Source organism: Thermodesulfobacteriota bacterium (genome assembly GCA_040757775.1).
Taxonomy (GTDB): domain Bacteria; phylum Desulfobacterota; class UBA8473; order UBA8473; family UBA8473; genus UBA8473.
Genome location: JBFLWQ010000013.1, coordinates 1 through 25,508, shown reverse-complemented (window position 1 = coordinate 25,508; position 25,508 = coordinate 1). Strand labels below are relative to the sequence as shown.

General features: G+C 42.5%; 27 protein-coding genes and 1 tRNA gene. 9 read left to right on the top strand and 19 right to left on the bottom strand.

Translation table 11 applies throughout. From position 1 onward, the window contains the following. Positions 1 to 102 precede the first annotated feature (102 nt). Positions 103 to 1,260 (top strand): anhydro-N-acetylmuramic acid kinase, encoded by a 1,158-nt coding sequence (locus tag AB1401_09220; protein MEW6615630.1) that lies wholly within the window; start codon positions 103 to 105, stop codon positions 1,258 to 1,260. Between the two features lie 33 nt (positions 1,261 to 1,293). Then, positions 1,294 to 2,664 carry a DNA repair protein RadA gene (radA, locus tag AB1401_09215; protein MEW6615629.1) on the top strand — a complete coding sequence of 457 codons (1,371 nt, stop codon included), beginning with the start codon at positions 1,294 to 1,296 and terminating at the stop codon, positions 2,662 to 2,664. A 22-nt stretch (positions 2,665 to 2,686) separates the two neighbouring features. Here radA and AB1401_09210 read toward each other — a convergent pair whose 3' ends face one another. The 15 genes from AB1401_09210 to AB1401_09140 form a co-directional block, all read right to left on the bottom strand. Continuing rightward, positions 2,687 to 3,112, bottom strand: coding sequence for a DUF2784 domain-containing protein (locus AB1401_09210; GenBank protein MEW6615628.1), 426 nt, complete (start codon positions 3,110 to 3,112; stop codon positions 2,687 to 2,689). A 157-nt stretch (positions 3,113 to 3,269) separates the two neighbouring features. Further along, positions 3,270 to 3,674: a type II toxin-antitoxin system VapC family toxin gene (locus AB1401_09205; protein MEW6615627.1), complete on the bottom strand. Its 405-nt coding sequence runs from the start codon at positions 3,672 to 3,674 to the stop codon at positions 3,270 to 3,272. After that, a complete protein-coding gene (locus AB1401_09200) occupies positions 3,671 to 3,913 on the bottom strand; it encodes a hypothetical protein (protein MEW6615626.1) in 243 nt (80 codons plus the stop codon). Before AB1401_09200 ends, AB1401_09205 begins: the two co-directional genes overlap by 4 nt. Positions 3,914 to 4,147: 234 nt before the next feature. Continuing rightward, on the bottom strand, positions 4,148 to 4,615 hold the full coding sequence (locus AB1401_09195; GenBank protein ID MEW6615625.1) for a YaiI/YqxD family protein: 468 nt from the start codon (positions 4,613 to 4,615) through the stop codon (positions 4,148 to 4,150). A gap of 110 nt (positions 4,616 to 4,725) precedes the next feature. Continuing rightward, a complete protein-coding gene (gene recA, locus AB1401_09190) occupies positions 4,726 to 5,757 on the bottom strand; it encodes a recombinase RecA (protein ID MEW6615624.1) in 1,032 nt (343 codons plus the stop codon). A gap of 158 nt (positions 5,758 to 5,915) precedes the next feature. Then, positions 5,916 to 6,491 (bottom strand): RNA 2',3'-cyclic phosphodiesterase, encoded by a 576-nt coding sequence (thpR, locus tag AB1401_09185; GenBank protein MEW6615623.1) that lies wholly within the window; start codon positions 6,489 to 6,491, stop codon positions 5,916 to 5,918. Positions 6,492 to 6,642: 151 nt separating this feature from the next. Further along, a complete protein-coding gene (locus AB1401_09180; GenBank protein MEW6615622.1) occupies positions 6,643 to 7,881 on the bottom strand; it encodes a competence/damage-inducible protein A in 1,239 nt (412 codons plus the stop codon). A gap of 17 nt (positions 7,882 to 7,898) precedes the next feature. Continuing rightward, positions 7,899 to 8,363, bottom strand: coding sequence for a phosphatidylglycerophosphatase A (locus AB1401_09175; GenBank protein MEW6615621.1), 465 nt, complete (start codon positions 8,361 to 8,363; stop codon positions 7,899 to 7,901). Positions 8,364 to 8,437: 74 nt separating this feature from the next. Continuing rightward, positions 8,438 to 9,346 carry a SpoIID/LytB domain-containing protein gene (locus tag AB1401_09170; GenBank protein ID MEW6615620.1) on the bottom strand — a complete coding sequence of 303 codons (909 nt, stop codon included), beginning with the start codon at positions 9,344 to 9,346 and terminating at the stop codon, positions 8,438 to 8,440. A 159-nt stretch (positions 9,347 to 9,505) separates the two neighbouring features. Beyond that, entirely contained in the window at positions 9,506 to 10,951 is a 1,446-nt protein-coding gene (locus AB1401_09165) for an HD domain-containing protein (GenBank protein MEW6615619.1), read from the bottom strand. 45 nt (positions 10,952 to 10,996) lie between these two features. Beyond that, complete coding sequence (gene hisD / locus AB1401_09160) at positions 10,997 to 12,295, bottom strand: histidinol dehydrogenase (GenBank protein MEW6615618.1); 1,299 nt, start codon at positions 12,293 to 12,295, stop codon at positions 10,997 to 10,999. A 174-nt stretch (positions 12,296 to 12,469) separates the two neighbouring features. Further along, positions 12,470 to 12,667, bottom strand: coding sequence for a twin-arginine translocase TatA/TatE family subunit (locus AB1401_09155; protein ID MEW6615617.1), 198 nt, complete (start codon positions 12,665 to 12,667; stop codon positions 12,470 to 12,472). 153 nt (positions 12,668 to 12,820) lie between these two features. Further along, a tRNA-Sec gene (locus tag AB1401_09150) sits at positions 12,821 to 12,917 on the bottom strand. Positions 12,918 to 13,068: 151 nt separating this feature from the next. Further along, positions 13,069 to 13,269, bottom strand: a complete 201-nt coding sequence (locus AB1401_09145; GenBank protein ID MEW6615616.1) for a cold-shock protein — start codon at positions 13,267 to 13,269, stop codon at positions 13,069 to 13,071. A 194-nt stretch (positions 13,270 to 13,463) separates the two neighbouring features. Further along, positions 13,464 to 13,847, bottom strand: a complete 384-nt coding sequence (locus tag AB1401_09140) for a YajD family HNH nuclease (GenBank protein ID MEW6615615.1) — start codon at positions 13,845 to 13,847, stop codon at positions 13,464 to 13,466. A gap of 198 nt (positions 13,848 to 14,045) precedes the next feature. On the opposite strand from AB1401_09140, the gene AB1401_09135 reads away from it, so the two are divergent. The 5 genes from AB1401_09135 (at position 14,046) to AB1401_09115 (ending at position 19,983) form a co-directional block, all read left to right on the top strand. Next, positions 14,046 to 15,236 (top strand): HD domain-containing protein, encoded by a 1,191-nt coding sequence (locus tag AB1401_09135; GenBank protein ID MEW6615614.1) that lies wholly within the window; start codon positions 14,046 to 14,048, stop codon positions 15,234 to 15,236. 109 nt (positions 15,237 to 15,345) lie between these two features. After that, positions 15,346 to 16,548 (top strand): ABC transporter substrate-binding protein, encoded by a 1,203-nt coding sequence (locus AB1401_09130; GenBank protein MEW6615613.1) that lies wholly within the window; start codon positions 15,346 to 15,348, stop codon positions 16,546 to 16,548. A gap of 27 nt (positions 16,549 to 16,575) precedes the next feature. Next, positions 16,576 to 17,106, top strand: a complete 531-nt coding sequence (locus tag AB1401_09125) for an O-acetyl-ADP-ribose deacetylase (GenBank protein MEW6615612.1) — start codon at positions 16,576 to 16,578, stop codon at positions 17,104 to 17,106. A gap of 33 nt (positions 17,107 to 17,139) precedes the next feature. After that, positions 17,140 to 18,513 (top strand): CoA-binding protein, encoded by a 1,374-nt coding sequence (locus AB1401_09120; protein MEW6615611.1) that lies wholly within the window; start codon positions 17,140 to 17,142, stop codon positions 18,511 to 18,513. Positions 18,514 to 18,708: 195 nt separating this feature from the next. Continuing rightward, a complete protein-coding gene (locus AB1401_09115; protein ID MEW6615610.1) occupies positions 18,709 to 19,983 on the top strand; it encodes a hypothetical protein in 1,275 nt (424 codons plus the stop codon). Here AB1401_09115 and AB1401_09110 read toward each other — a convergent pair. After that, complete coding sequence (locus AB1401_09110; protein MEW6615609.1) at positions 19,953 to 20,573, bottom strand: hypothetical protein; 621 nt, start codon at positions 20,571 to 20,573, stop codon at positions 19,953 to 19,955. The two genes, AB1401_09115 and AB1401_09110, sit on opposite strands and share 31 nt — an antisense overlap. A 165-nt stretch (positions 20,574 to 20,738) precedes the next feature. On the opposite strand from AB1401_09110, the gene AB1401_09105 reads away from it, so the two are divergent. Together AB1401_09105 and AB1401_09100 are read left to right on the top strand one after the other, a co-directional pair. Then, positions 20,739 to 21,596, top strand: a complete 858-nt coding sequence (locus AB1401_09105) for a MoxR family ATPase (GenBank protein MEW6615608.1) — start codon at positions 20,739 to 20,741, stop codon at positions 21,594 to 21,596. After that, entirely contained in the window at positions 21,547 to 22,773 is a 1,227-nt protein-coding gene (locus AB1401_09100; GenBank protein ID MEW6615607.1) for a VWA domain-containing protein, read from the top strand. Before AB1401_09105 ends, AB1401_09100 begins: the two co-directional genes overlap by 50 nt. A 14-nt stretch (positions 22,774 to 22,787) precedes the next feature. Here the strand turns inward: AB1401_09100 and AB1401_09095 are convergent, their stop codons facing one another. The 3 genes from AB1401_09095 to AB1401_09085 all read right to left on the bottom strand — a co-directional run bounded on the left by AB1401_09095 (position 22,788) and on the right by AB1401_09085 (position 25,491). Further along, complete coding sequence (locus AB1401_09095) at positions 22,788 to 23,255, bottom strand: low molecular weight phosphotyrosine protein phosphatase (GenBank protein MEW6615606.1); 468 nt, start codon at positions 23,253 to 23,255, stop codon at positions 22,788 to 22,790. Then, positions 23,252 to 24,040, bottom strand: coding sequence for an ABC transporter ATP-binding protein (locus AB1401_09090; GenBank protein ID MEW6615605.1), 789 nt, complete (start codon positions 24,038 to 24,040; stop codon positions 23,252 to 23,254). The genes AB1401_09095 and AB1401_09090 overlap by 4 nt, the downstream gene beginning before the upstream one ends. A gap of 233 nt (positions 24,041 to 24,273) precedes the next feature. Beyond that, positions 24,274 to 25,491 carry an ABC transporter substrate-binding protein gene (locus AB1401_09085; GenBank protein ID MEW6615604.1) on the bottom strand — a complete coding sequence of 406 codons (1,218 nt, stop codon included), beginning with the start codon at positions 25,489 to 25,491 and terminating at the stop codon, positions 24,274 to 24,276. Between the last annotated feature and the right edge of the window lie 17 nt (positions 25,492 to 25,508).

The following is a 25,508-nucleotide window of genomic DNA, read 5'->3' as shown; positions in this document are numbered from 1 at the left end:
GAACTTTGTCAATTTATTCATAAAAAACCTCTTGATTGTTGACACGATGAATGAGGTGAATTAGAATGGAAAAAAGATATGGGTTGGAGACTGGAGGAGTAATTGAAGAGACTTTTGAAGATAGCCAGGAAAAAAGAGAGGTTGATTATTGGTCTTATGTCCGGGACATCCCATGACGGGGTTGATGCTGCTCTGGTTAGCATCAGGGGAAATGGCATTAAAACAAAGGTTAATTTTTTATGTCACCTCCACTATCCTTATCCGGTTGAAATAAAGAGAAGGATTGAACAGACATTTGAGGGAGTTACAGCTGATATCTGCATGCTCAATTTTGAATTGGGAGAGTTATTTGCCGGTGCGGCATTGGAATGTGTCGCTAAGAGCGAGATTTCTAAGAATGATTTAGACATCATTGCATCTCATGGACAGACTATTTACCACATTCCACCGCAGGGTGATATGACGGGGGCTACACTACAGATTGGCGAGGCAGATATAATTGCTGAGCGGACAGGAATTGTTACGGTATCCGATTTCCGGAAAAGGGATATGGCGGCAGGCGGTCATGGTGCGCCTTTAGTTTCATACGCGGATTTTCTCCTTTTCAGGGAGAAAGGTAAAACAAAGGCAGTTCAGAACATTGGAGGGATTGCCAATGTAACGGTAGTTACTGAAAAGGCAAGAGATACAATCGCCTTTGATACAGGGCCAGGAAATGCGCTGATTGACGAAACAGTGAGAATATTTTCTTGTGGAGAAAAGGACTTCGATGCAGACGGCGGGTGGGCAGAAAGGGGTAGTGTAAACCATGCCCTGCTGGATAAACTGATGACTCATAGTTATCTTCGGCTTGCTCCTCCCAAGTCTACCGGGGTAGAGACCTTTGGTAAAAGCCTGGTAAAAGAGTTAATTGCAGAGAATCCAGACATGGCATCAGAAGACCTGTTGGCGACATTGACATGTTTTACAGCCAGGAGCATTCATCGGGCATATCAGGACTTTATCCTCCCAAACTACTCAATAGACAAGGTGATTTTATGCGGCGGCGGGAGCCGAAATACATACCTCTTTAGCTTGCTGAGAAGTTTATTTAAGGATATACAGATTGTTCCTATAGATGAATTCGGGATTCCATCAAACGCCAAGGAGGCGGTCTCTTTTGCCATCCTGGCAAATGAGACGATCATGGGAATGCCAGGCAACCTTCCATCGGCAACCGGGGCTAAAAGGTCTGTGGTGCTAGGAAAAATAAGTCTGTAGGAGTCAAGAATCACTGAAGGGACTTTTATCAGAATGACAAAAATCAAGACGTACTATTCATGTCAAACCTGTGGATACCATGCGCCCAAGTGGCTGGGCAGGTGCCCGGATTGCGGTGAATGGAACACCCTTATAGAAGAGAAAACCAGCGAAGAATCTCCTTCCCGAATGGACCTATTGGGGGTGGAGATTACCGAAACACCCAAACCCATAACTGAGATAAGCATAGATGAAGAGGACAGGCTAAGCACAAACATAGTAGAATTTGACCGGGTTTTAGGCGGGGGAGTAATTTGGGGGTCTGTTGTTCTGGTTGGAGGCGATCCCGGGATTGGAAAGTCAACCCTGCTGCTCCAGGCCCTGAATAATCTGGGTTTATCTGAAAGGAAAGTCCTCTATGTTTCCGGGGAAGAATCAGCCAAGCAAACTAGGATGAGAGGGGATAGGCTGGGGGTGTCTTCAAAAAACCTGTACATTGTTTCAGAGACATCCCTTGAGAAGATCATTGAGGTGATAAAGGAGCTCAAACCCCATGTCCTGGTGATCGATTCTATCCAGACAATCTATACATCCCTTTTACAATCTGCTCCAGGCAGTATCTCTCAGGTTAGAGAGACAGCGGCAAGGCTCATGTACATGGCAAAGAAGACCGGAGTATCTACATTTCTTATAGGACATGTAACCAAAGAAGGGGCTATAGCAGGACCAAGGGTCCTGGAGCACATGGTAGATACTGTACTGTACTTTGAAGGAGACCGGGGACATCCTTACAGGATTCTGCGGGCGGTAAAAAACCGATATGGTTCAACAAACGAGATTGGGGTTTTTGAGATGAAGGACTCAGGTCTGGAGGAAGTCCTGAACCCATCTGAGCTTTTCCTGTCGGAGAGGCCCATAAATGTTTCTGGCTCAGTGGTGGTCTCCAGCGTAGAAGGGTCCAGGCCAATCCTCGTTGAGCTTCAGGCACTGGTCAGCCCAACCGGTTTCGCTGTACCCCGCAGGACAACCATTGGCGTGGATCATAACCGGGTCTCTCTATTGGTAGCTGTTTTGGAGAAAAAGGTGGGTATGAGCCTGATAAATCAGGACGTTTTTCTGAACGTTGCCGGCGGTGTGAGGATAGATGAGCCGGCTGTTGACCTGGGAATTGTAGTAGCAGTGGCATCCAGTTACATGGACAGGCCGGTTGATCCTAAAACCGTCGTATTTGGTGAGGTGGGTTTGGGGGGAGAGATCAGGGGGATAAGTCAGGGAGGTATCAGGATAAAAGAATCTGCCAAGCTGGGATTTACAAGATGTATATTGCCCCATAGTAATAAGAAGACCTTTCAAGGCAAAGAGGATATAGAATTGGTAGGGGTCAGGTCCGTCGAGGAAGCTCTGGAGGTAGTATTTAGTCACTGAATCTATTAATAGAAACGAGTTGTCAGGTGGCACTATCACTAAAAGACTTATTAAATGAGCGCGGACGGACATAAAACCAGCTGGCAACGACCACAGCCCCGAGTGCCGTATAACAAACAACAAAAATCCATGCCGGCGCTTGATAATACAAAATAGTTTCCAACCAGTGTGATATGAAAGTACCGGAGTAGACGGCGTCTCCGGCCCGTGAGCGCAACGCCATTTCCCAGGTAGTGAAAGGACATATAACCCCGAACCACGACTGAATAACCACTACGCCGATAGTTGAAAGATGCGCGATACGAAACCAAGGATTTCGAACCCAAGACCAGGCAAGAACATTCCCCACGAAAATGAGGGTAAGACCAACTAGAATGAAAGCGACTAATAGTACATGCAGCAAAAGGATTGCATCGGCGATTAGCAGAAAGAAGAATGGTGAATCCATTTTTGTCACCTAAAAGATATTATACAAACTATTTCCCTTAATATATCGCGAAAATTTAAAGTAGAAGCAGAACAAGCAATTCTCTAGTTCTGCTCAATAGTCTATAATTACCAGAATACCATGAAAATTCTGAAACTCCTCCTTTTTAGATGATTATTCAAATCAATATTATATTGCCCTTGTCCTTCGCTTTTTCAAAGTAAGCTTTGTCAGCCGTGACCATAACGCCATTTTCAAGTAAAGCCACGGCATGATATATGGCATCATAAAATGTAACCCCTTTAAATTCTCTCATTAAACCAAATGTTGAATTTACAAGTTCTCCTGTAATTTTGCATTCTCTAAACTCATATTCAAGAAGAAGTCCCAAAATCTTTTCAGCATCTTTTTCCCTTTTCAAACCCAGAACATTTCCAACCTCGTAAAGCCAGAGAGGCGGCAGTATAAATTCGTACTCCTGATTAAGCCAGCCTTCCAGAAGTTCGATTGCCTTATCCTGATTTTCAGTTTCTCCGAGTACCCATTTCAAAATTACTGAGGCATCAGGCACAAAGACCTTCATGCGTGCCGCCCCCTGTCCCTTTTCAATGCCTCAACTATCTCTTCCACTGGCACCTTTTCGCCTTCGGACTTTAATGCTATAAGCTTTTCTGTTACCTTTTCCCTCTTGATCATTAATAGTTTCTTTCGCAATGCCTCGTTTATAATTCTGCTCTTCTGTCCGGCAGGTACCAATTTATCGAGTTCCTTGCGCACATCCTCATCCACAAAAAAATTTAGTTTTTTCAATGCACCGCCCATTTGTTACCCCTCCAATAGGTATATCATTTATACATACAATTTATACCTATAAGCTATTGTTGTCAAGGAATATTTGATAAACTCGTAAAAAGTCCCCAAAGCTGTCATTCCGGCGAAAGCCGGAACTATAAGTGCTTGAAATTACTGGATTCCGATGCCTGCCCCGTACTTGATACTGGGTCCGCTGGAATGACAAGAAAGAGGATTTCCTGACCGTTATTCTTATTTATTTTGTCAGGTGTAAATGAACAGATGCTTACGACGGATTGATTGAATTACGTTGTCGAGTTGATGAAGAAAACGGGATCGGTCACGCTTTTTTAGTGGTGGAGGCCTGCTCGTTATCTCTCCTGCGCTACGAAGTTCTGATAACAGGTTCCGAATCGCGACGGCCTCACCGATGTTGTTTTCCGTGAATGGTTTTCCGGTTGTGCCAATTACGCGTGCACCTTCCTCCAGGCAGCGGCTCGCAAGCAGAATATCAGCAGTGACCACGATGTCGTTAGTTTGCACGTGGTCGACAATCCAATCATCGGCCGCATCCAATCCATCTTCTACAACTTCGAGTGCAATCCATCGTTCATTCGGAACTTGCATCCAAGAGTTGGTCACCAATGTGACATCAAGGCGATATCGGCTTGCAACGCGATACACCTCCTGTTTGACCGGGCACGCATCAGCATCTACAAAGATATGCAGCAAATGAATATCCTCACAATCACCCCTGATATGGTCCGGGAGTTACCTAACATTATAATGTCCATTTCCTTTAATATATTGCAGAAGAATAATAGTCATATTGAAAAATAGCCTTACTTATTATTACTCTCCACCTTTTCCTGTTTTGGTTTTAGACCAAAGCGATCCAGGATTTTCATCTTAATCTCTTCGGCAACCTCGGGATGCTCTTTTAAGAACAGTTTGGAATTCTCTCTTCCCTGCCCGATACGTTCTTCTCCATATGAATACCATGACCCGCTTTTTTCTATTAAATTATACGAAGTAGCTACATCCAGAAGGTCGCCCTCCCTGGATATACCTTCTCCATACATTATATCAAATTCAACCTCTTTAAAAGGCGGAGCCACCTTGTTCTTTACAACCCTTACCCTGGTTCTGCTTCCTACTACATCCTGTCCTTCTTTTATGGATGCAATGCGGCGAATATCGAGCCGCACAGAGGAATAGAACTTCAGAGCGTTGCCGCCTGTGGTGGTCTCAGGATTTCCAAACATAACACCGATCTTCATCCTGATCTGGTTAATGAATATTACAATGGTCATGGATTTGCTGATGGTTGCAGTTAACTTCCTGAGTGCCTGAGACATAAGCCTTGCCTGAAGTCCCATATGAGCGTCTCCCATCTCCCCTTCGATTTCTGCCCTTGGTGTTAAAGCTGCCACAGAATCTATTACTACCACGTCTATTGCTCCGCTCCTGACCAGCATTTCTGCGATCTCCAGTGCCTGTTCTCCGGTATCGGGCTGTGATATCAACAAATCCTCTGTCTTTACTCCCAATTTTCGGGCATAACTCACATCCAGGGCGTGTTCCGCATCTATAAATGCTGCAATACCGCCTCCTTTCTGTGCTTCAGAAATGGCATGCAGGGCAAGGGTTGTTTTTCCTGATGACTCAGGTCCAAAAATCTCAACAACCCTTCCTCTGGGGATACCTCCTATTCCTAAAGCAATGTCTAAGCCCAATGAGCCTGTTGAGATGGTTGGTATGTCCGGTATTATTGCATCCATTCCCAACCTCATAATGGAACCTTTACCGAATTGTTTCTCAATTTGAATCAGAGCCAGATCAATGACCTTTTCTTTATTTGGGTCAGTTCCCATAAAAACCTCCCTATAGATTTTTCAAGTTAAGTGCATAAAGTTATTTGAAATGAAACCAACATGCCCGCCTCAGGCGGGCACAAAGGACAAGGAAAGTTCGCCATAAGCAAGCGACCCGTACAACAGCACACTTAAGTGTGCTGTTGAAAAGGATGGGGTTACTTTGCCCCTCCTAAATTAAATGTCTCTAGTTTTGTATAAACCGCTCCTGTAGGTCGCAGGTCGCTTTTGAATAAAAACAGATTTTCCACTCTGAAAGAACCTGCCTCGCATCCCTTAAGTTTTTCAATCTGTTCTGCTAATTTTGTCTTGTTTTTCAAAGACTTAATCCTGCCCAGAGTTAAATGAGCGCTAAACTCTCTTCCTTCGGGTTCAAAACCTATCTTCTTAAGGCTATCCTCCGTTTCTTTATGCAGGACGTCCAGGGTCCTTCCACTGGATTCGACCCCGACCCATATTACCCTAGGACGTGACATATTGGGGAAGACGCCTATATCCTTTACATTTATAACAAAAGCACTGATCTTTGCGGTTACTTTTTTTAACACCTGAGAGATGTCATCTACGGTCTTCTCCTCAATATTTCCAAAAAACTTTAATGTTAGATGAATGCTTTCAGGTCTTACCCATTTTACATGGGGTTCAGATGACTTTAAAATATTCTGAATCTCCGAGAGTCTGCTGATTATCTCTTTCGGAAGCTCAATAGCCAGAAAGCTGCGTATTTTTGCCATTTTTGACGAACTCAAAATTGGGATGGCAAATTAAAAAGCTCCAGATGCAAGGCGCGCAAATCCTGAGGAGTGAGGCGTACTAAGGGGTACGCTGCAATGACGAAGGATGCAGCGCAACGCCGCAGATGGACTTTTTACGAAGCCATCATTTTTATTTTAGATAATACCGTCTTACCAAATCCAGAGCTGTCTGGGATGTTGCAAGCCTGATTCTGGATCGATCCCCTGTGAAGTTGTAACTCTTAACTAATGTTCCCTTTTTATCGGCAAGGGAGATAAATACGAGACCGAGAGGTTTATCAGGGGTTCCACCCCCTGGCCCGGCAATACCGGTTACTGCCAGACCCAATGTGGTTTTACCAAGCTCCCTTACCCCCTGAGCCATCTTTTCAGCAACCTTTGCACTGACCGCTCCAGACTCATCTATCAGGGAAGCAGGGACATTGAGAAGATCGGTCTTAGCCTGATTGCTATAAGCTACTATCCCTCTCATCATATAGTCTGAGCTGCCAGGAATGTTTGTCAGCCGATGGCTGATCAACCCCCCGGTACAGGATTCAGCCACGGCAATAGTATCCCCATTTTCTCTTAAAAGGTCTCCTACTACTCCTTCAAGGGTTTGGTCGTCTCTGCCAAAGATATAATCCCCCAATCGGTTGGTTATTTCTTCCCCTATTTTAGAGGCTATCGTACTTGTTTCCTCATAATTAAGACCCTTTGCCGTAATCTTTATGTAGTTTTCAGGATAATTCGGCAGAAAACCTATCCTGGCGGCTTCATATTTCTTAACAAGATCTTTTATCAATTCAGCTATCTTAGACTCGCCCAGCCCGAATACCTTCAGAGTTGTTGTCTTAAACTGAAAGCCTTCTACTTTTTCTCTTTGAAGAATGGGGAGGATACTTTCATCTGTCATCCTTACCAGTTCTCTGGGAACACCCGGGAGGAAAAAGATGAGTTTGTCCTTTTCACGGGCTAAAAAGCCACAGGCAGTCCCTGTAGGATTCATTATTAACTCTGCTCTCTCAGGTATTAGTGCCTGTTTTTCATTGTTGAGAGGCATCTCTAACCCTAGCTTTCTGAAGAATCCCTTTACCCAATCCAGTGCCTCTTTGTTAAAGATAAGCTTTCTTCCAAGGATTTTAGCTGCGACCTCAGTTGTAATGTCATCCGGGGTAGGACCCAGTCCACCCGTCACAATAATTACATCCGACCTTTGAAGCGCACACTCTAAAGAATCGGCAATATCCAAATCATTATCACCCACAGAGGTTATCCTGGTAACCTCTATGCCGATGGAGAGTAACCTCTCAGCAAGAAAAGAGGAGTTTGTATCTATAACACTGCCTGAAATAAGTTCGTTACCAATGGTTATAATTTCGGCATTCACAGCGTCACTCCAATTATTCAAGTCCTGAAAAACCGGATACCCTGCAAAAGTAGATTGGCATAAATTCCGGCAAACAAGTCATCCAGCACAATTCCGTATCCACCTTTAACCTTCTTATCGAAGAAATTAACAGGAAAAATTTTAATTATATCGAATACCCTGAAGAAGAAAAACCCGAGAACAACATACAGGAAACTTTTTGGAACAAAGGCCATTGTCACTATGAATCCAAATATCTCGTCAATAACTATATGTCTGCTGTCATTTTCATGTAGTATCTTCTCTGCCTTATTCGAAATCAGGACAGCCAGAAAGAACATGACCATAACTGTAGTGGTGTAGATGAGAGGATTGGGATTATAGATTATAAAGTATATCCCGATACCAACCAGCGTTCCGGCAGTTCCTGGGGCAACAGGTGAATAACCGCTATAGGCTCCAGTTGCAACAAAAAAAATAACCTTTTCAAAAAAAGACGGCATAGTTTTAAGTTACAATTTTATCTCTACTTTGTCAATCGGTTTCAATTCCAGTATCGAAACGTGGAAAGTTAGGATCAGTGTCCTTTATATAACTGTATTTCTGTTCCGGGATAAAAAAAAGAAAGGATCTCTCTGTAATTTTTGCCTTTTTTTGCCATTTCAAGGGTACTCCACTGGCAGAGACCAACGCCGTGCCCGTGCCCCTTCCCCCTAAAGATTATCAAATCACCATCTCTTGTCATGCTGAAATTGGTACTCGGAACTCTCTGCCAGCCAAGCAGTCTTCTTAAGTCATTGGACCCAAGGGTGATTTGCTCTGATTCAGTATTGATATCTAATTCCTTTACCCTGCCGGTTGATGTATAGGATTTTATTACTATCTCTTCTATGCCTGATGTATTCAATCCCTTTTCTATTTCGGACAGCGGGATATTCCTCTCCCATACCCAGTATGGAGAAGACTCACAGTTTGATTCTACTGACTTAAGATAGGGATAGCTTTTCCCAAATACATCCTCAGGAACCTCTGTCTTACCACCGCATGTTGAATGGTAAAGAGCTTCTATTGGTTTACCGTTAAATGTGATTATCTCACCAGAGGTTTCTTCTACTGCATAAGCCATTCTGACATCAGGGGAGTTTCCTTTGTATGCCTGGTGCAGCACAGATGAGGTAATATGATAACAAGAATTCTCTCTAGCCTCTTTATGATATACAGCATATGTCCTGGCAACAACAGCCTGTGCCTTAATTGCCTCTATTTCCCAGCTCTTTCCAACCTCAGCTATAACAACATCCCTGACATAATCCTCAAGTGGCAATTCATTTATAAGATACAGCCCGTTCTTCCCTTTCCAAACCTCAATATTACCTGCATAATAAACTCCGTTTGCAAGGTAGGTATCCTTTGTTTTGTCGCCGATTTTTTTTAACTTTTCATCTTTCTCAGGGATACTCTTATGGTTCTCGTCTATTATCAACACCCTTATTTTACCGGCAACAGCAGTATAAGGGCAAAAAACCTGACTAAAACACAGAATGCATAGGGAAATGAAAATAGGAAATATTGACCTTGTTATTTGTAAAAGACAGGTTTGCATATAATAAAATCGCACGGTTGATTAGGTAAAGGAGACGCATCCCTACTTAACAGGGTTTAATGATTTGAGCAGATCCTTTGCCTCTTCTTTAGTTGATATTAGCCCCTCTATCTCTGCCTCTCTAATCATAGACAGCAATCTTCCCACCTTTTTTCCCTCGAGAATTCCCAGCATCTCCATTATCTCTTTTCCATTCAATAACGGCTTTTCAGGTGTTTTGAGCCAATCCTCGAAATAGTATCTTAAAAAGTCTTGTATTATAGCCAAAAGAGGAACGGTTTGTGTTTTGTCAGCATTTGTTCTTGTTGCTAAACCGTCGGCAAGGGATAAGAGAAGGCAGTCTATACCGTCTTTACCCATGTCCCGGAAAAAACGGGATTTAGCACGCTGACTAATATTGGTCGACTTGGATAGATTTAGAACCCGCATGTGGTTCCCGGTTATATTTGTAATAACCCTCCTTACCTTATGACCAAGTTTAAGCCTTTTGGCAATGTTTTTGTTGATCTCTTCACCAACCCTGTCGTGTCCTAAGAATCGGACCTTTTCACCGTCATAACTTTTGGTTTCAACCTTTCCTGAATCGTGCAGGAAGGCAATGAATTTTATAAGGTTGCTCCTGTAAATATTCTTTTCTAACTCTTCATCAAAGTGTACTTTGAGAACGGAGGCATAATCGGGAAAATACTCAGAGAAGTTTGCTAAAATCACTTCTGTGAATTCTATGGCTTTTACAGTATGGTCGAACAGATTATAGTCATGGTGTTCACCCTGATTTATACCCTTCCATGGATTTGTCTCCGGTAATATGATACTAAGTAACCCTAAACTGTTCAGCTTCTCGATAGACCGGGATGCGTAAGGGGCATCTAACATCAGGAATAGTTCATCTCTGATCCTTTCCCATGAAGAGTTGATTAAAAGTTCCTTTTTTTGTCTGATAAGCCTTTCCGTTTTATCCTCTATCGTAAAGTTAGTTACGGCAGAGATCCTTACTGCCCGAAGCAGACGAAGAGGGTCATCATCGAATACCCTGGAAGAGCAAGCCCTGATTGCCCCCTTTTCCATATCGTCCAATCCATTCAGGGGGTCTATAATCTCAATCTCGTCTTTTTCAAAGAGGTCTTGTATATTAATTGCCATGGAATTTATAGTGAAATCCCTCTTTATCAAATCTTTCCCAATATCATGTCCTCTGAATCTGGAGAAGTCTATATCTATAAACCGGCTATTCTTCTTAACGGTTACACGATAATGCCCCCGCTGCGGGTCTAGAGAGAAAAAGCTGCCCTTTACTTTATCGGCAAAACCCCTGGCAGTACTCTGTACATCACCCTTCATGGCAAAGTCAAAATCCTTTTCAAAACCAGATGATAAAAGTAAATTTCGTATGGTACCACCAACTAAGAATATGGGGATGCCCATCTCTTTGGATATACTATAGGCACTTTTAAGGATATGAGATTGGGTTAATTCCTTGGTATCCATCTTGTCTGATAAGAGAGATAATTGCCGCCCGCTTTGGTTTCCCTTTCAGGGTTTGTCCTCTTTTAGCCTTTTTTCCACTGATTTGGCATGTGCCTCAAGCCCTTCCATACGTGCGATATGGATGACACCCTGACCAACCCTTTGTAAGGCTTCCCGGGAAAAGGATACTATGCTGGACTTCTTTATAAAATCATCTACGCTGAGGGGGGAATTGAAACGGGCTGTTCCGCCGGTAGGGAGTGTATGATTAGGACCTGCTAAATAGTCTCCTACTGCCTCTGGAGAGGTATGACCAAGAAAGATTGCTCCTGCATTCCTTATCTGGCTCAGGATTTCAAAGGGGTTTTCTATAGCCAATTCCAGGTGCTCAGGGGCTATCCTATTGGCGAGTTCGATGGATTCGTTGATATCTTTTGTTATGATTATGGTACCGTTGTTTTCAATAGATGATCTGGCGATTATCTTTCTTTCAAGGCTCTCTAGCTGTTTATAAAGTTCGGTTTTCACCTTCTTTGCAAAATCATAAGAGTCTGTAATAAGAAGGGAGGCTGACATCTCATCATGTTCTGCCTGGGACAGTAGATCAGCAGCAACGAATGCTGGTGGTCCGCTTCCATCAGATATAATCAGAACTTCACTTGGTCCTGCAATCATATCAATATCAACCTTGCCAAAGACCAATCTTTTAGCACAGGAGACGTATACGTTTCCTGGCCCTACTATTTTATCGACCCTAGGTATAGTCTTGGTTCCATAGGCCAGGGCAGCTATAGCCTGAGCGCCACCAATCTTGAAGACACTGTTCACACCGGCAATACTTGCAGCAATTAATACATAAGGGCTGATCTTACCGTTGGAGGTGGGGGTAACCATCACTATCTCCTGCACACCGGCTACCCTGGCGGGAATGGCATTCATCAGGACAGATGAAGGGTATGATGCCTTGCCCCCTGGTATATAGATACCGACTTTTTCTATGGGGTTAATCACCTGCCCCAGGATTATCCCCTCTTCCTCAGTTGTGATCCACGAGTTTTGGCTCTGTTTTTTATGAAACCTTTCAATCCTGCCGGCAGCAAATTTAAGCACCTCAATATCACTGTTATTGACACTGTTAAAGGCTTCTTCTATCTCTTTTTCACTAACCTTCAGAATTGAGGGTGTTAATCTCGATTTGTCATACTTCTCTGTATAGTCAATAACCGCTTTGTCGCCTTTATCCTTCACATCTCTGAGGATAGCCTGAACCGTTACCTCCACTGTTCCGTTAATGGATTTTTCCCTTTTTAATATCCGTTCCAGGTTAGTTAAAAAATCGGTATCCTTGGTACTCAATATCTTCATATTGTTGGTTCTTTCTTAAAAATATCTTTTTAGGATTGGGAGACATAGAAAAGACAATACTGACAATCGTATGATCTTTCAGGGTATAATAAAAGCACAGGGTAGAGAGATGAACCTCAGGTGATGATAGAGTAAGAGGAGGAAATAGAAAAAAGGATTTTTATAAAGTCGTATTTAATTATCCTTGATCTCCTTATTTCCCTCTCTGTTATTGGGGGTAACATCTATTTCATCTTTCCCAGAAGTTGCTTTTTTGAAGTTTCTTATCGCTTTTCCGATACCGCTTCCAATCTCGGGCAATTTACCCGCCCCAAAGATGATCATTATAATGACCAGGATAACAATTAGCTCTGGCATGCCAATTCCAAACATTGCTGCCTCCCTTCAAAGTTTGGTTTCTGTTTGGAAACCAAACTAGGGGCTTAATAGGATACCCTAAGACTTGGTTTGCTTTTATTACATGTCTTGCTCTAAATTCTTCGTCTTATCTCTATTTTCTCGGACTCAAAGCCGATTGTTTACTTTTGGCGGAAGTGAATGGGAATCGAACCCACCGCGGGCAGTCCTATACCCGCCACTGGATTTGAAGTCCAGGAGGCCCACCAGTAGCCTAGTCACTTCCGCTTTTGATTCTATCAATTATCAGCCTATTGTCAACTTAAATTTTTCCTGAGACTACTAAGTTCTCCTTTGAAACCAGAGGGATTATTCATAAAAAAGGGCACTCTATCATAATTCGATAGAATGCCCTTTTTCTTGGTTAAAACGGTGAGTTACACTCTAGTAACATTTACCGCAGCGGGTCCTTTTTTACCTTGCTCTATATCAAAGGTAACCCGGTCGCCTTCAGAGAGAGATTTGAACCCAGTTGCATTGATTCCTGAATGATGAATAAATACATCTGTTCCATCTTCTCGCTCAATAAAGCCATAACCTTTGCGGTCATCAAACCACTTCACGGTTCCATTAGCCATAGTGACATCCTCCTTTCACTAAAATTTACATCGTTCTAAACTTTAGGTGCCACTTTTGACAAATGGATCTTCCCTTCAGAACGAAACCAGCTTGCCAAATAAAAGGCAAACCTTCATACTTTTTGTAATAATAACGGTTTTTTAATTAAAGTCAAGCTTTATTTTAAGCTTTTGGCGGTCCCGAAATTGCTCAGCTACTTTTTGTCCTTAAACAATACATCAAGACCGGCAAAGGGCCTGTACGTAGAAGTTGGCTTTTGCTCGTTGCCCGGCGTAGTCTCGTTATACCATTCCTCATCCACAAGTCGCGAGTGCTCGTTATCATGACAGTAGAGACACAACAGCTCCCAGTTGCTGCCGTCAGACGGATTATTGTCGTGGTTGTTATCCTTGTGATGAACTGTGAGTTCACGGAGTCTCTTGCCGGTGAATTCGCGCCCGCACCGTGCACAGATCCATGGGTAAATCTTAAGCGCTCGTTCCCTGTAGGTCTTCTCCCTACGCTCCCGGTCGCGCCGAAGCTCGGCAATGGTTTGATCCAGACTGTCAACCTCTGTTCCCGTCTTCTTCGTCGACATGTACTCGCCCTTTCTTAATCCGGTTTAGAATTATCAAGATGTGGATTCTATGGGTTAATTATTGATTAAACCCCTTGTATTGTCAAGGGATTTTCTTATACATACACTTTAATTTCTTGCTTTTTCCTGGCTAATTATGTTATATTTTTATAAAGGTAAATCTCACATTAATACAGCTTAAGGCATGAAGGTTTAATTATGAGGAAAGCATTACTCTTGAGGTTTCTGGATGCCGCAAATATGCAGAGATGGAACGATAAGATACGGCCTGTGGAACTAACAGAGTTGGATAAACAGGCACATAAAATGACAATCGCCTACTTACTTGGTAAATTTGAAGAGAGTAATGATAAATTTGACTGGTTAGAGATCATCGAGGGGGGTCTTTTCGAGTTTCTACAGCGCCTCGTTGTTACAGACATAAAACCGCAGATATTTCATAAGATTAAACAGGATCGTGCAAGTTATAGGGAATTAAATCAGTGGGTATTTAAGGAATTAGAATCCATTATCTCACCCCTGGGTACGGAATTTTGCAAAAAATTTAAGGAGTACTTTTCACCTGAAAGAACCGACAACATCAACAGAAAGATCCTCAATGCTGCCCATTTGTATGCTACAAAATGGGAATTTAATATTATAGAGCATGCAAACCCCAAAGGTTACGAGATAGATGACATAAAAAAAAATTTACAGATGGAACAAGAAAAAAACTATGGTCTGGAAGGGATGGTACAATTGGTAATGTATAACAAACTCAGAAACTTTGTAGACCTCTGTGGACAACTGAGGTTTCAGATAAGATGGGGGCATGTATACAGGACACCGAAGACCTCTGTCCTGGGACATATGTTAATAGTTGCCATACTGTCGTATCTGTTTACCCTTGAAATAAAAGGCTGCAAGAGAAGATGTATAAACAACTATTTCACTGGATTATTTCATGACCTGCCTGAAGTCCTTACACGGGACATAATCTCGCCGGTAAAGAGGTCTGTTAAGGGCTTAAGTCGTCTAATAAAACAATATGAAATGGAGCAGATGAAAGAGGTATACAACATGGTTCCGGCAGAATGGCATGATGAAATCAGAATGTTTACCGCAGATGAATTCACCAGTATCGTCAGGATCAACAATAAGACAGAAAAGGTAAACAGCACTGATATTAGTGACCGGTTTAACAAAGATGAATTCAACCCAAGGGATGGAGAGTTAATAAAGATAGCAGATGATCTGGCAGCGTTCATAGAGGCGTATTCAGCCATGAAAAATGGGATTAAGAATCTAGACCTTGATGATGCTGCGAGTTCCTTAAAGGGGAAATATAAGAAGCAACGGTCAAACATTGGAGGGTTAAATATCGGGGAGATATTCGCTGATTTTGATTAAAAAAGGCAGGGCTTAAAGGAGGTGATAAGTATTTTAGTTAAGCAGTAAATACTATCTGGATAGAAAGAGGTTAATAGAAAACATTTTGTTTCCTGGAGGGAAAAAAACTATGAGAAAAGTTGTTTTTGTACTGGTTGTGACTCTGGTTGTATCTTTGACTTTGTTCTATGCTCATACTGTTAACGCAGAAGTACGAGGTGTGACAGATAAAGAGATAAAGGTAGGCACAATTGCTCCTATAACTGGTCCTGCGGGGAGTCTTGGCGCTCTCTGGATTGACGCAACGAGAACCTATGTCAACTATATTAACGATAGTGGTGGTGTCAATGGAAGGCGGTTGAATTTAATTATAGAAGACGACCGTTATTCGATTCCACCTGCCCTTGCCGCCTTTAAGAAGATAGTTTACAGAGACAAGGTTTTTGTCATGATAGGACCAGGTTCTGCCAGTCTCGTTAATGTTTTGTGGAAGAACATCGAGAAAGAGAAGTTGCCGACCATGTCTGTTGCAGTTCCTGATATTCTTTTTAACCCTTTTAAGATGTATATATTTAGTATTATTGACACCTATTCAAATCAAACGAGGGTTCTTGTTGATTATATGATTAAAGACTTCAATCTGAAGGAACCGAAGGTTGCCATAGTTTATCCTGATACTGATAACGGGAAGACGGAGCTTGCATCTACAGTAGAGAGGCTTGGTAAATACAATATAACACCTGTAACAAAGGAGGTCCTGGCTCCTGGCGCTATTGATGCCGCCACCCAGGTGATGAGTATAAAAAGGTGCAAAGCAAATGTCGTAGTCCATGCCGGAACTATTACCCCGACAACTATAGTGCTGCTTAAAGAGCTAAAGAAGATGGGGTTAAAGGTGCCTGTTTTTGGCAGCTGGTCTGCAATGCTTGGGGAGGAAATAAACGCGATTGGTGAGGCAGCGAACCAATTCTACTCTGTTCATCCTACGTCACCCTGGTATGGTAAGGGTCCAAGAATGGAAAAGATGAGAAAAATCACACTGAAATATCACCCGGGGACGGAAAAACCCTACCGCGGCACCCTATATACCAATCTGTGGGTTTTAAACACTGTGCTGGTAGAGGGTTTGAAAAGGGCTGGGAAGGACCTCAATGAAAAAGCTCTGATAAGTGCTCTTGAGGGTATTAAGAATTATAATACTGGTGGGGCTTCTGGTCCTATCTCTTATAGTTCGGAAAGCCATAAGGGTGGTGACTCATGCCAGATATACAGGGCTGACCCCGCCAGCGGAAAATATGTCGCCTTAACAGACTGGAGGAAGGCTGAGCAATAGTGCGGGGTAAACGTACAGGAGGGTCTCATGGAAGTTAAAGTAAACCAATCCACCATCTCCCTGATTGAAGGTGATATAACTGAGGAAGAAACCGACGCCATTGTCAATGCAGCCAATTCCAGGTTGGCGGGTGGTGGGGGTGTTGATGGTGCAATTCACCGTGCTGGTGGCCCAGCTATTATGGAAGAATGCAGGAAAATCGGAGGATGCCCTACAGGAAAAGCGGTAATCACTACCGGAGGAAACCTGAAGGCTAAATATGTAATCCACACCGTAGGTCCAATATACAGAGGTGGGGTGGGAAATGAAGCGAAACTTTTGGAGAGTGCCTACAGGGAAAGCCTGAAACTTGCCTCATCAAAGGGATTGATAAGTATAGCCTTTCCCTCTATCAGTACCGGTGCCTATGGGTATCCTCTGGCTGAGGCTGCAAATATCGCCTTAAAAACCGTAATAGACTATCTTAAGGTAAACCTTGATATTCAGCTCGTTCGCTTTGCCCTCTTCGGACGGCAGGCATATAAAGAATATGAGAAGGCATTGAAAGGTTTGGTTTAAAAATGCGACAAAGATAATGAGGAACTTAGCGGAATGATGAATGACTTAATGAGAACTGTTTTTTATCCTCGAAAAGTTGCAGTAATTGGTGTCTCTGAATCTAGAGATAACATGGGTAAAAACATTGTCCAGAATCTTCTGGACAATCACTTTCAGGGTGAAGTATTCCCTGTTGGTCCAAAAGGGGGCAATATATCCGGGTTGAAGATATATCCTTCTGTTATGGATATAGCAGATGAGATAGACTTTGCAGCTATAATTACCCCTGCTACAACTGTACCAAAACTGGTTGACCAATGTGGCAAGAAGGGTGCCCGGGCTATATATATAGCTACCGGCGGGTTCAGAGAATTTAAAATAGAGAATATTGACCTGGAGGCAGATATCCTTAATTATGCCAGAAAACACAATGTCAGATTGATTGGACCCAACTGTGTAGGTGTAATAAACACTGAAATAGGGCTTTGTTTGCCTTTCCAGCCTGTACCTCCATTAAAGATTGGTCCAGTATCGGTTCTATCCCAAAGCGGGGGTGTGGCAAATGGCTATCTTATGCTTCTCTTCGGAGAAAACATCGGGGTTAACAAATGGGTAAGTATGGGAAACAAGCTGGACCTGGAAGAAACAGACTTTTTGTCTTACCTGATAGAAGACCCATGGACACAGGTCATTTGCGTTCATTCAGAGGGTTTAAATAACGGGAGGAGGCTATTAGAACTGGCACAATCATCTTCCAAACCTATCATATTACATAAGGTTAACAAGTTTGAGACCTCTGTTGAAGTTGCCAAATCTCATACGGCAGCAATAGCAAATGATAACCGGATTATTGATGCTATATGCTTGCAGGGCCGGATTATCAGGGCTGAAACCATAGAAAACGCAATAAATTATGCAAAGGTATTCTTATTACCAAAGCTTACAGGAAATCGACTAGCAGTAATGACCCGTTCAGGGGGGCACGGTGTGATAGCTGCCGACTTCTGTGCTAAATATGGCTTTGAGATGTCCCCTTATGAAGATGATTATCTGAAAAAAATTCAGGAGTTCTTCCGTGCCAAGGTAATAAAAACTGCCAATCCCTTGGATTTGGGTGACCTGTGGAACTTTGAGTCCTACAGATACATACTGGAAAATGCCATAAAACAGGAACAGTTCGATGGTATGCTCTTTGTGTTTACGGACAATCTACGTCTTCACTATAACATCCTTTTAGATATAACGACTTTTTTATCAGAATTGATGAGACGCTACAGCAAACCCATTGCCTTTGTCTTTCAGGGGTGGAAAGAAAGAGTGGATAGGTTAAAAGAGAGCGTATCCTTTCCTGTGTTTTATGAGATAGATGAAACAGTTGAGTCTCTCGCAATTTCTCGAGATTTCTACCAGAAGAAGAACAATTCTTAATATCATCATATCAAGTTGCAATCATAAAGTTGCCATGTCATTGCGAGGAGCGGAGTGACCTGCCTACCGCAGGCAGGCGTGGTAATCTTAGCATGAAATTGCTTTACTTTTGGATACCACGCAGCTTGCTGCGGGGAGGTTCATTGCAACTCCAGTTTCATAGTGTTGGTAGGTTGATATGCATGGAGTATAGGTTTGTTGAAGAATTACGAAGGCAATAAATACGGAACGATAACCCTCATGGGGTCAGGTGAGATGACCAGTTCCATGGTGAGGGTACATAAGGAAATCCTGGATAGAATCGAGGAAAAGCCCGTAAGGGCAGTATTTCTCGATACCCCTGCAGGGTTTCAACTCAATGCAGATATCCTATCAGAGAAAGCAAAAGAGTACTTTAACAGGCACTTTCGGGTAAAGATGGAGCCAGTTTTATTCAAGGATTTTTCCAGAGCGACTCCCCTCATGATGAAAGAGGTGGCTCATACGATAATGAACGCCCACTTTATTTTTTCAGGTCCTGGCAGCCCTACGTATGCCCTTAAAAACTGGTTGGGAAACCCTGTGGGAGATGCTATCAAAAAAAGTCTTTATAGAGGCAGCCATCTCGTTTTTGCCAGCGCTGCATCCCTTTGTGTGGGGAAATATTCTATGCCTGTATACGAAATTTATAAGGTGGGTGAAGACCCCTTTTGGGTGAACGGGCTTAATTTACTCGGGGATATGGGATTGAATCTTGCCGTCATCCCTCATTGGAACAATGCTGAGGGAGAAAATCACGATACCAGGTTTTGTTATATGGGTGCTCCCAGACTCAAGATACTGGAGAATCAGTTGTCTGATTTAACCATTATAATAGGCATAGATGAACATACGGCAGGTATCTTTGACTTGAGTCAAGAGAGATGCTATGTGAAAGGGGTGGGGCAGGTCGTTTTACGAAAAAAGGGGTGTGACAAAACTTTTTCGAATGGTTCGACTTTTGGATTCGATGAATTAGCCCTGTCAGGAGAAAGAAACACATATACAAAGAATATATATCCCCCAGTATCGCCCCGTGAGCCTTTATTGACGAAAATTTCAGAATTAGAAGAGAAATTCCTCCAAACCTTGAACGACAGAGAAGACATTGCTTCTGCCATGCTGATACCTGAGGAGATCCTGAAGCACATTCATAAAGCGAAAGAGAAGGGAGAGACATCTGATACGCTTTTAAATGCCTATGAAAGATTGGCAGATATGCAAATGAAGATGGCAAATCAGGTTACAAGGGCATCAAAAAAAGACAGACATCTATTATCTTCTTTGATGGAATTGCTTATAACAGTTAGAAGTGAATTGAGAGAAAAAGAAGAGTGGGAACTGGCAGATGAGATAAGGGGAAAAATGGCCCGAGTTGGCATAATGTTAGAGGACGTCAAAAAAAAGACCAGATGGAAAATTCATGGGGCTACCCAATCCTCTCCGAAGTAGAGGGGAAGTTCTCCGCAACAAACAGGCCCGATATTAACGTTCCATCCTGTAAGCCGTTCTATTTCCCTATTTATTGGTTTTGCAAATCCGGGTATGATCATCTCCTTATGGTTGAGCCTTTCACTCATGCTGCTATCCACAATCATCTCCTTAATGCGCTCTGCAGTAAATGTCTTATAAATCATTGACATATCCACCGTATCTCCTTTAGTATCTATAAACAATACATAAAAAGGCTTGATCGTTGTGGCAAGGATGGCAGAAAGGGCCAATTGAGTAAGCTCTGAATTGCCCGATACTAGCAGAGAAGAGTTTTTGTCTGGCATATTGAATTCAACCAAGCCAGGTTCTGCAGGGACGGGAAGCTGCATAAGCTCAATTTCTGGAATGATCTGTTCAGCATTCAAAGCGGTACTGAATGCATGGGCCATATTCTTAGAGATATGAGGATAGACCTCGGGTTTGGGCCCGTCTGTTTTAAGCTTCTCCAATAAACCTCTGCAGTTGTTAAACCCACATTCTCTACAGTCGGTTAGAGATAAGTATTTTTTAAAGTCGATTTGGTCAAAGTATAGGTTAGCTTTTAACAATATTCTGACTCCTGAGTTCTGGCTACTGGCTTCTGAATAGATACAACCATTATAACAAACCTGTATAGAATTCAACGAAAAAGTGTTTATTTTGTTGGCTTGGGCTATTTTTTATGTTATTTAATTAATTATACTGAAAAAGATTCTGAACCTAGGAGGATTCTGATGAACAAAAAGAAGTTTGATCAATTCATGGGCACTCACAAGTACATAGTATCGGAACCGTTACGCAATGCCGTCAATGTAGCAATTGCCCTTCAAAGACCAATGCTTGTGAAAGGAGAACCGGGAACCGGCAAGACCCTGCTGGCGCATAATATAGCCTTAGCCCTTGATAAGGAACTGATAGTGTGGAATATCAAGTCCACCTCAAAGGCTCAGGAAGGATTATATATTTACGATACTGTACAAAGGTTAAATGATAGCCGCTTTGGTGGCAAAGATATATCGGATATAAAACAGTATATTAAGCTTGGCAAATTGGGGATGGCTTTTACATCACCTGAACAGGTGGTTATCCTTATAGATGAAATCGATAAAGCAGATGTGGAATTTCCCAATGACCTTTTGAATGAGCTGGATGAGATGTCATTTCATATTCATGAAATAAATGAAACGATTAAGACCAAACACAGACCCATCGTGGTTATAACAAGTAATTCTGAAAAGGAACTCCCTGACGCATTCTTACGCAGGTGTATATTCCATTATATTGAGTTTCCTGATGAAGGGTTGATGGAGGAGATAGTAATGGTGCACTTCCCGGATATTAAAACCCAGCTGCTAAGGGAAGTCCTCAAGAAATTCTACTGGCTGAGGAGTATCAATGAATTCAGAAAGAAGCCTTCAACCAGTGAACTTCTGGATTGGATTCAGGCGCTGATCTCCAGTGGAATCTCTCATGAAATGCTTTCAGATAATATCCCTTTCCTTGGTGTCCTCCTGAAAAAAGAGGCAGATTATGACTACCTGAGTGGTAAGAAGACAGGGGTATCGGGAAGCCAAAACAGGTATAACTGGTAGTAAAATGTTCACAGATTTCTTCTATACCCTCCGCAAAAAAAAGGTGCCAGTCTCTATAACTGAGTGGATGACTCTCATGGATGCCCTTTCCCAGGGCTTTGCATCATCCAGCCTGAATGTATTCTACTATCTGGCGAGATCAATCCTGGTAAAGAGTGAGGCTTACTTTGACCAGTATGATTTGGCATTTCAGGAGTATTTTCAGGGTATCGAAACCCCACCAGAGCTAAGGGATGAGATACTGGAATGGCTGAATAACCCTATTAACAAAATTCAACTTACAGAGGAGGAAATTGCTCAGATAGAGAGGATGAACTTCGATGAACTCATGGAAACCTTTAAGCAGAGGTTGAGGGAACAGAAAGAGCGCCATGATGGTGGGGATCGGTGGATAGGCACAGGAGGAACTTCCCCTTTTGGCAATTCCGGGATAAACCCGGCAGGCATTAGGGTGGGGGGGCAATCCATGAACAGGTCTGCTATCCAGGTGGCAAAGGAGAGAAGATTCCGCAATTACAGGAATGATGTGGTTCTGGATGTCAGACACTTTCAGATAGCCCTTAAGAGATTGAGGAGGTTAAGCAGAATAGGGCCAGAGGATGAATTGGATATAGATGTCACTATAGATCATACCTGCAAAAACGGAGGGGAGATAGAATTGATATGGAGAAGGCAGAGAAAGAACGCAGTAAAACTGCTTTTATTGATGGATGTGGGTGGTTCTATGAGTCCCTATGCAAAGCTTTGCAGCAGACTCTTCAGCGCTGCCCATTCAGCAACCCATTTCAAAGATTTCCAGCACTTTTATTTTCACAACTGTATATATGACAACCTGTATATAGATATAGAAAGGAGGGAGCCCACAAGCACAACCCAGTTGCTCAATACCCTGGAATCTGGCTATAAAGTGATTATTCTTGGAGATGCCTGCATGGCCCGCGAGGAGCTGGTAATGAAATATGGGGCAATATACTATTATGAAAGGAATGATTTGCCGGGGATAGCTTGGCTTCAACGCATCTCCGATCATTTTACCCATGCCATATGGTTAAATCCTGAAGACCTTTCGGAGTGGAATCATCCTACAATAAGTATGATTAGCAAAATATTCCCCATGTTTGAGCTTACCCTAGAGGGATTAGATGCTGCTATCAGCAAGCTGATATGTAGGGTTTAATAACTATGTACCTACTAATCGCTAATTAATTTCTTATATAGATTATATATACAATCCCTTATAATATTAAAGGAAGACCTGTAGTGAAATGAAGTAAGCCCGTAAGGGTCAGGTATTTCTGTCTCTTCTCCGTCTCCATAGAATGTACTAAAATTCCCTAAAAGTTTAAGCTTATTTTCTGATTCTGGATTCATTCCCAGGATTACCTCTATGTGAAAGAGGCTCATTACAAGTATAATGTCCGCTTCTTCAATCATCGGAGTGGAAATGGGTCTTGAGAGGTGTTCGGAGATATCCACACCGAGATTACCAGCAACCCGGATCGCGTCTGGAGGAGAAGGACGCCCGGAGGTAGCACTAACCCCTGCTGAATGCACTTTAATCCCTGTCACTTTTTTTTCTCTGAGGAGCTTTTTTAATGCCCTTTCTGCAAAAGGGCTGCGGCATATATTGGCTGTGCATACGAAGAGTATGTTTTTCATATCTGCGGTTCTATGTTTTGTGCAACTATGTTGCCATTATTTGACGTCAAATGTTCTAAAATCTCTCTTCTAATTTTCACGAAATCCATGCTCGTTCTGTCCCTGGGAAACTCCAGATTTATACTGACCTCCAACACCACCTCTCCAGGTCTGGAAGAAAGACAGACCACTCTTTGGGATAAGAATACAGCTTCATCCACATTATGGGTTACAAAGATTATAGTGTCTCCCCGCTTTCTCCATATGTCTATCAGAAATTCCTGGAGAGAATTTCTGGTCTGGGCATCTACCGAACCAAAGGGCTCATCCATCAATACTACCTTGGGTTCATTGATTAGTGTCCTGGCAATAGCCACCCTCTGTTTCATTCCACCGGACAGCTCCTTAGGATATTTATTCTCAAAACTCTTCAATCCGACCATCTCGATGTACATTAATGCTTTTTCTCTTCTCTCCTTTCGGGAAGTGTGTTTCAATTCTAAACCGAACTCTACATTCTCAATAACCGTACGCCAGGGAAATAAGGCATACTCCTGGAAGACTATTCCTACCTCAGGACCCGGGATTTCGATCTCTTCACCGTTTAAAAGTGCCTTTCCACAGGATGCCTTTTCAAAACCGGCAATAATACGAAGCATAGTAGTCTTGCCGCAACCACTGGGCCCCACCACCGATACAAACTCGCCATCATTCACCAGAAGATTGATATTCTTCAGAGCTTCCACATTCACCCTGTCGGTAGTATTAACAAAAGTCTTACTCAAATTGAACAGTTCTAGCCCCAATTGGCTACACCTCTATACAAAAAAACGTCTTCCTCTTTGCTCCCTATAATCTCGGAAAGACGTCCTTATGTTTATCCATAAATAATTAAGGTTAAAAACTTATAGCTATCATTTAACCATTTAGCTTATACCTCAATTATGAGACAAAATCCAGTCTTTTTTGAGCTATTTTATAACGCTGTATAAAAGGTGCCAAATTATGACAAACCATAATGCAGGAAAATCAAAAAACTCTAGCGCGGAAGGGCTTCTCTCCAGCCACTAATGGGGACCACTATGCCATTATCAACATCAGCTTTGAGGAGTATGCCACTGACGCTCCCTTCCCGATCATTAGTACCCCATGTAACAGGTCCGGAAAGACCCCATGCATCAAAATTCTTTATGCTCTCCATGGCATTCACCAGATTCTCATTGGTTAAGTCTTTCCCCGCTTTCTTCATACCTTCTGTGAAAAGCATAGCGTTTACCCACCCCAAGGTATAATATTCACTGCGCCAGGGTTTTTCCGTACCAGGGCAAAGTTTCAAAGTTATATGCCTCATTTTCTTAACCCCCGGCGCATCGTTATACCATGACCTGAAGGGATGTACCCCTACGAACCCTCTTGCTGCCTCTTTGGACAGAGCAATAGTATCCGAATTTGTTGATATTAGGGTTCCTAAAAAATTGGTTTTAAATCCAAGCTTTCTGGCTTCTCTTAAGAGGAGAGACGCCTGTGCAATAAGGTTATGTACTATTACGAAATCGGGTTTATACCTTTTCATAGAAAGAACCTGGGAGCTAGCATCCAACGAATTGAGGTTCAGTACTTCTTCCTGGAGTTCAACCCCGAATATCTTTGCCTGATTACGCGCTTCTCTTGCCCCTGATTTACCAGCTTCCACATCAGGATACACAATTGCTATCTTAGGATTTTTGGCTTTCATATCGCTTAAAATATAGTCAAACAATATCTTAACCTGATTCTCGTAAGTTAAAACATAATGAAAAACATATCGTTTGAAAGGGTCAAACATGTGTCCGCCAGGGCTGATCTGTAAAGTGCAGATCTTTTCCTTTTGAATTTGGGAGAACAAAGCGGTTGCTTCGCCGGTAGAAGTGGGTCCAAAAAGGGTAAATACCATGTCCTTGGAAAGGAGTTTCTTGAAAGCTGTCAATGCCCTGGGTATTGAGTAACCGCTATCCTCAGAGATAATCTTTATTTTTCTACCGTAGATACCCCCCTGTTCATTCAGATGGCTAACATAATTTCGGATTCCCTCTGAAATAGCCTGAGCATCTTTCGCAACGGGGCCTGTGTCGGCGGTTATATGGCCCATTATGATTGTATCCTTCGTCACCCCTCTTGTTTCACCCAAAACCGCAGTGTAGCAAAACAACAAAAGCGGTACTGTTAATATGATACTAATCCTTTTCATCCTTTCTCTTCTACACTGTAGATTATTCATGGGGTCCTCCTTTTTTG

What these genes read in the sequence shown, in the direction of transcription:
- AB1401_09155 (MEW6615617.1), bottom strand. Translation starts at nt 12,667, where the DNA reads ATGTTTGGAATTGGCATGCCAGAGCTAATTGTTATCCTGGTCATTATA.
- thpR (MEW6615623.1), bottom strand. Translation starts at nt 6,491, where the DNA reads ATGGCAAAAATACGCAGCTTTCTGGCTATTGAGCTTCCGAAAGAGATA.
- radA (MEW6615629.1), top strand. Translation starts at nt 1,294, where the DNA reads ATGACAAAAATCAAGACGTACTATTCATGTCAAACCTGTGGATACCAT.
- hisD (MEW6615618.1), bottom strand. Translation starts at nt 12,295, where the DNA reads ATGAAGATATTGAGTACCAAGGATACCGATTTTTTAACTAACCTGGAA.
- AB1401_09140 (MEW6615615.1), bottom strand. Translation starts at nt 13,847, where the DNA reads ATGTCGACGAAGAAGACGGGAACAGAGGTTGACAGTCTGGATCAAACC.
- AB1401_09085 (MEW6615604.1), bottom strand. Translation starts at nt 25,491, where the DNA reads ATGAATAATCTACAGTGTAGAAGAGAAAGGATGAAAAGGATTAGTATC.
- AB1401_09135 (MEW6615614.1), top strand. Translation starts at nt 14,046, where the DNA reads ATGAGGAAAGCATTACTCTTGAGGTTTCTGGATGCCGCAAATATGCAG.
- AB1401_09120 (MEW6615611.1), top strand. Translation starts at nt 17,140, where the DNA reads ATGATGAATGACTTAATGAGAACTGTTTTTTATCCTCGAAAAGTTGCA.
- AB1401_09145 (MEW6615616.1), bottom strand. Translation starts at nt 13,269, where the DNA reads ATGGCTAATGGAACCGTGAAGTGGTTTGATGACCGCAAAGGTTATGGC.
- AB1401_09165 (MEW6615619.1), bottom strand. Translation starts at nt 10,951, where the DNA reads ATGGATACCAAGGAATTAACCCAATCTCATATCCTTAAAAGTGCCTAT.
- AB1401_09175 (MEW6615621.1), bottom strand. Translation starts at nt 8,363, where the DNA reads ATGCCGTCTTTTTTTGAAAAGGTTATTTTTTTTGTTGCAACTGGAGCC.
- AB1401_09130 (MEW6615613.1), top strand. Translation starts at nt 15,346, where the DNA reads ATGAGAAAAGTTGTTTTTGTACTGGTTGTGACTCTGGTTGTATCTTTG.
- AB1401_09105 (MEW6615608.1), top strand. Translation starts at nt 20,739, where the DNA reads ATGAACAAAAAGAAGTTTGATCAATTCATGGGCACTCACAAGTACATA.
- AB1401_09095 (MEW6615606.1), bottom strand. Translation starts at nt 23,255, where the DNA reads ATGAAAAACATACTCTTCGTATGCACAGCCAATATATGCCGCAGCCCT.
- AB1401_09210 (MEW6615628.1), bottom strand. Translation starts at nt 3,112, where the DNA reads ATGGATTCACCATTCTTCTTTCTGCTAATCGCCGATGCAATCCTTTTG.
- AB1401_09205 (MEW6615627.1), bottom strand. Translation starts at nt 3,674, where the DNA reads ATGAAGGTCTTTGTGCCTGATGCCTCAGTAATTTTGAAATGGGTACTC.
- recA (MEW6615624.1), bottom strand. Translation starts at nt 5,757, where the DNA reads ATGGGAACTGACCCAAATAAAGAAAAGGTCATTGATCTGGCTCTGATT.
- AB1401_09125 (MEW6615612.1), top strand. Translation starts at nt 16,576, where the DNA reads ATGGAAGTTAAAGTAAACCAATCCACCATCTCCCTGATTGAAGGTGAT.
- AB1401_09200 (MEW6615626.1), bottom strand. Translation starts at nt 3,913, where the DNA reads ATGGGCGGTGCATTGAAAAAACTAAATTTTTTTGTGGATGAGGATGTG.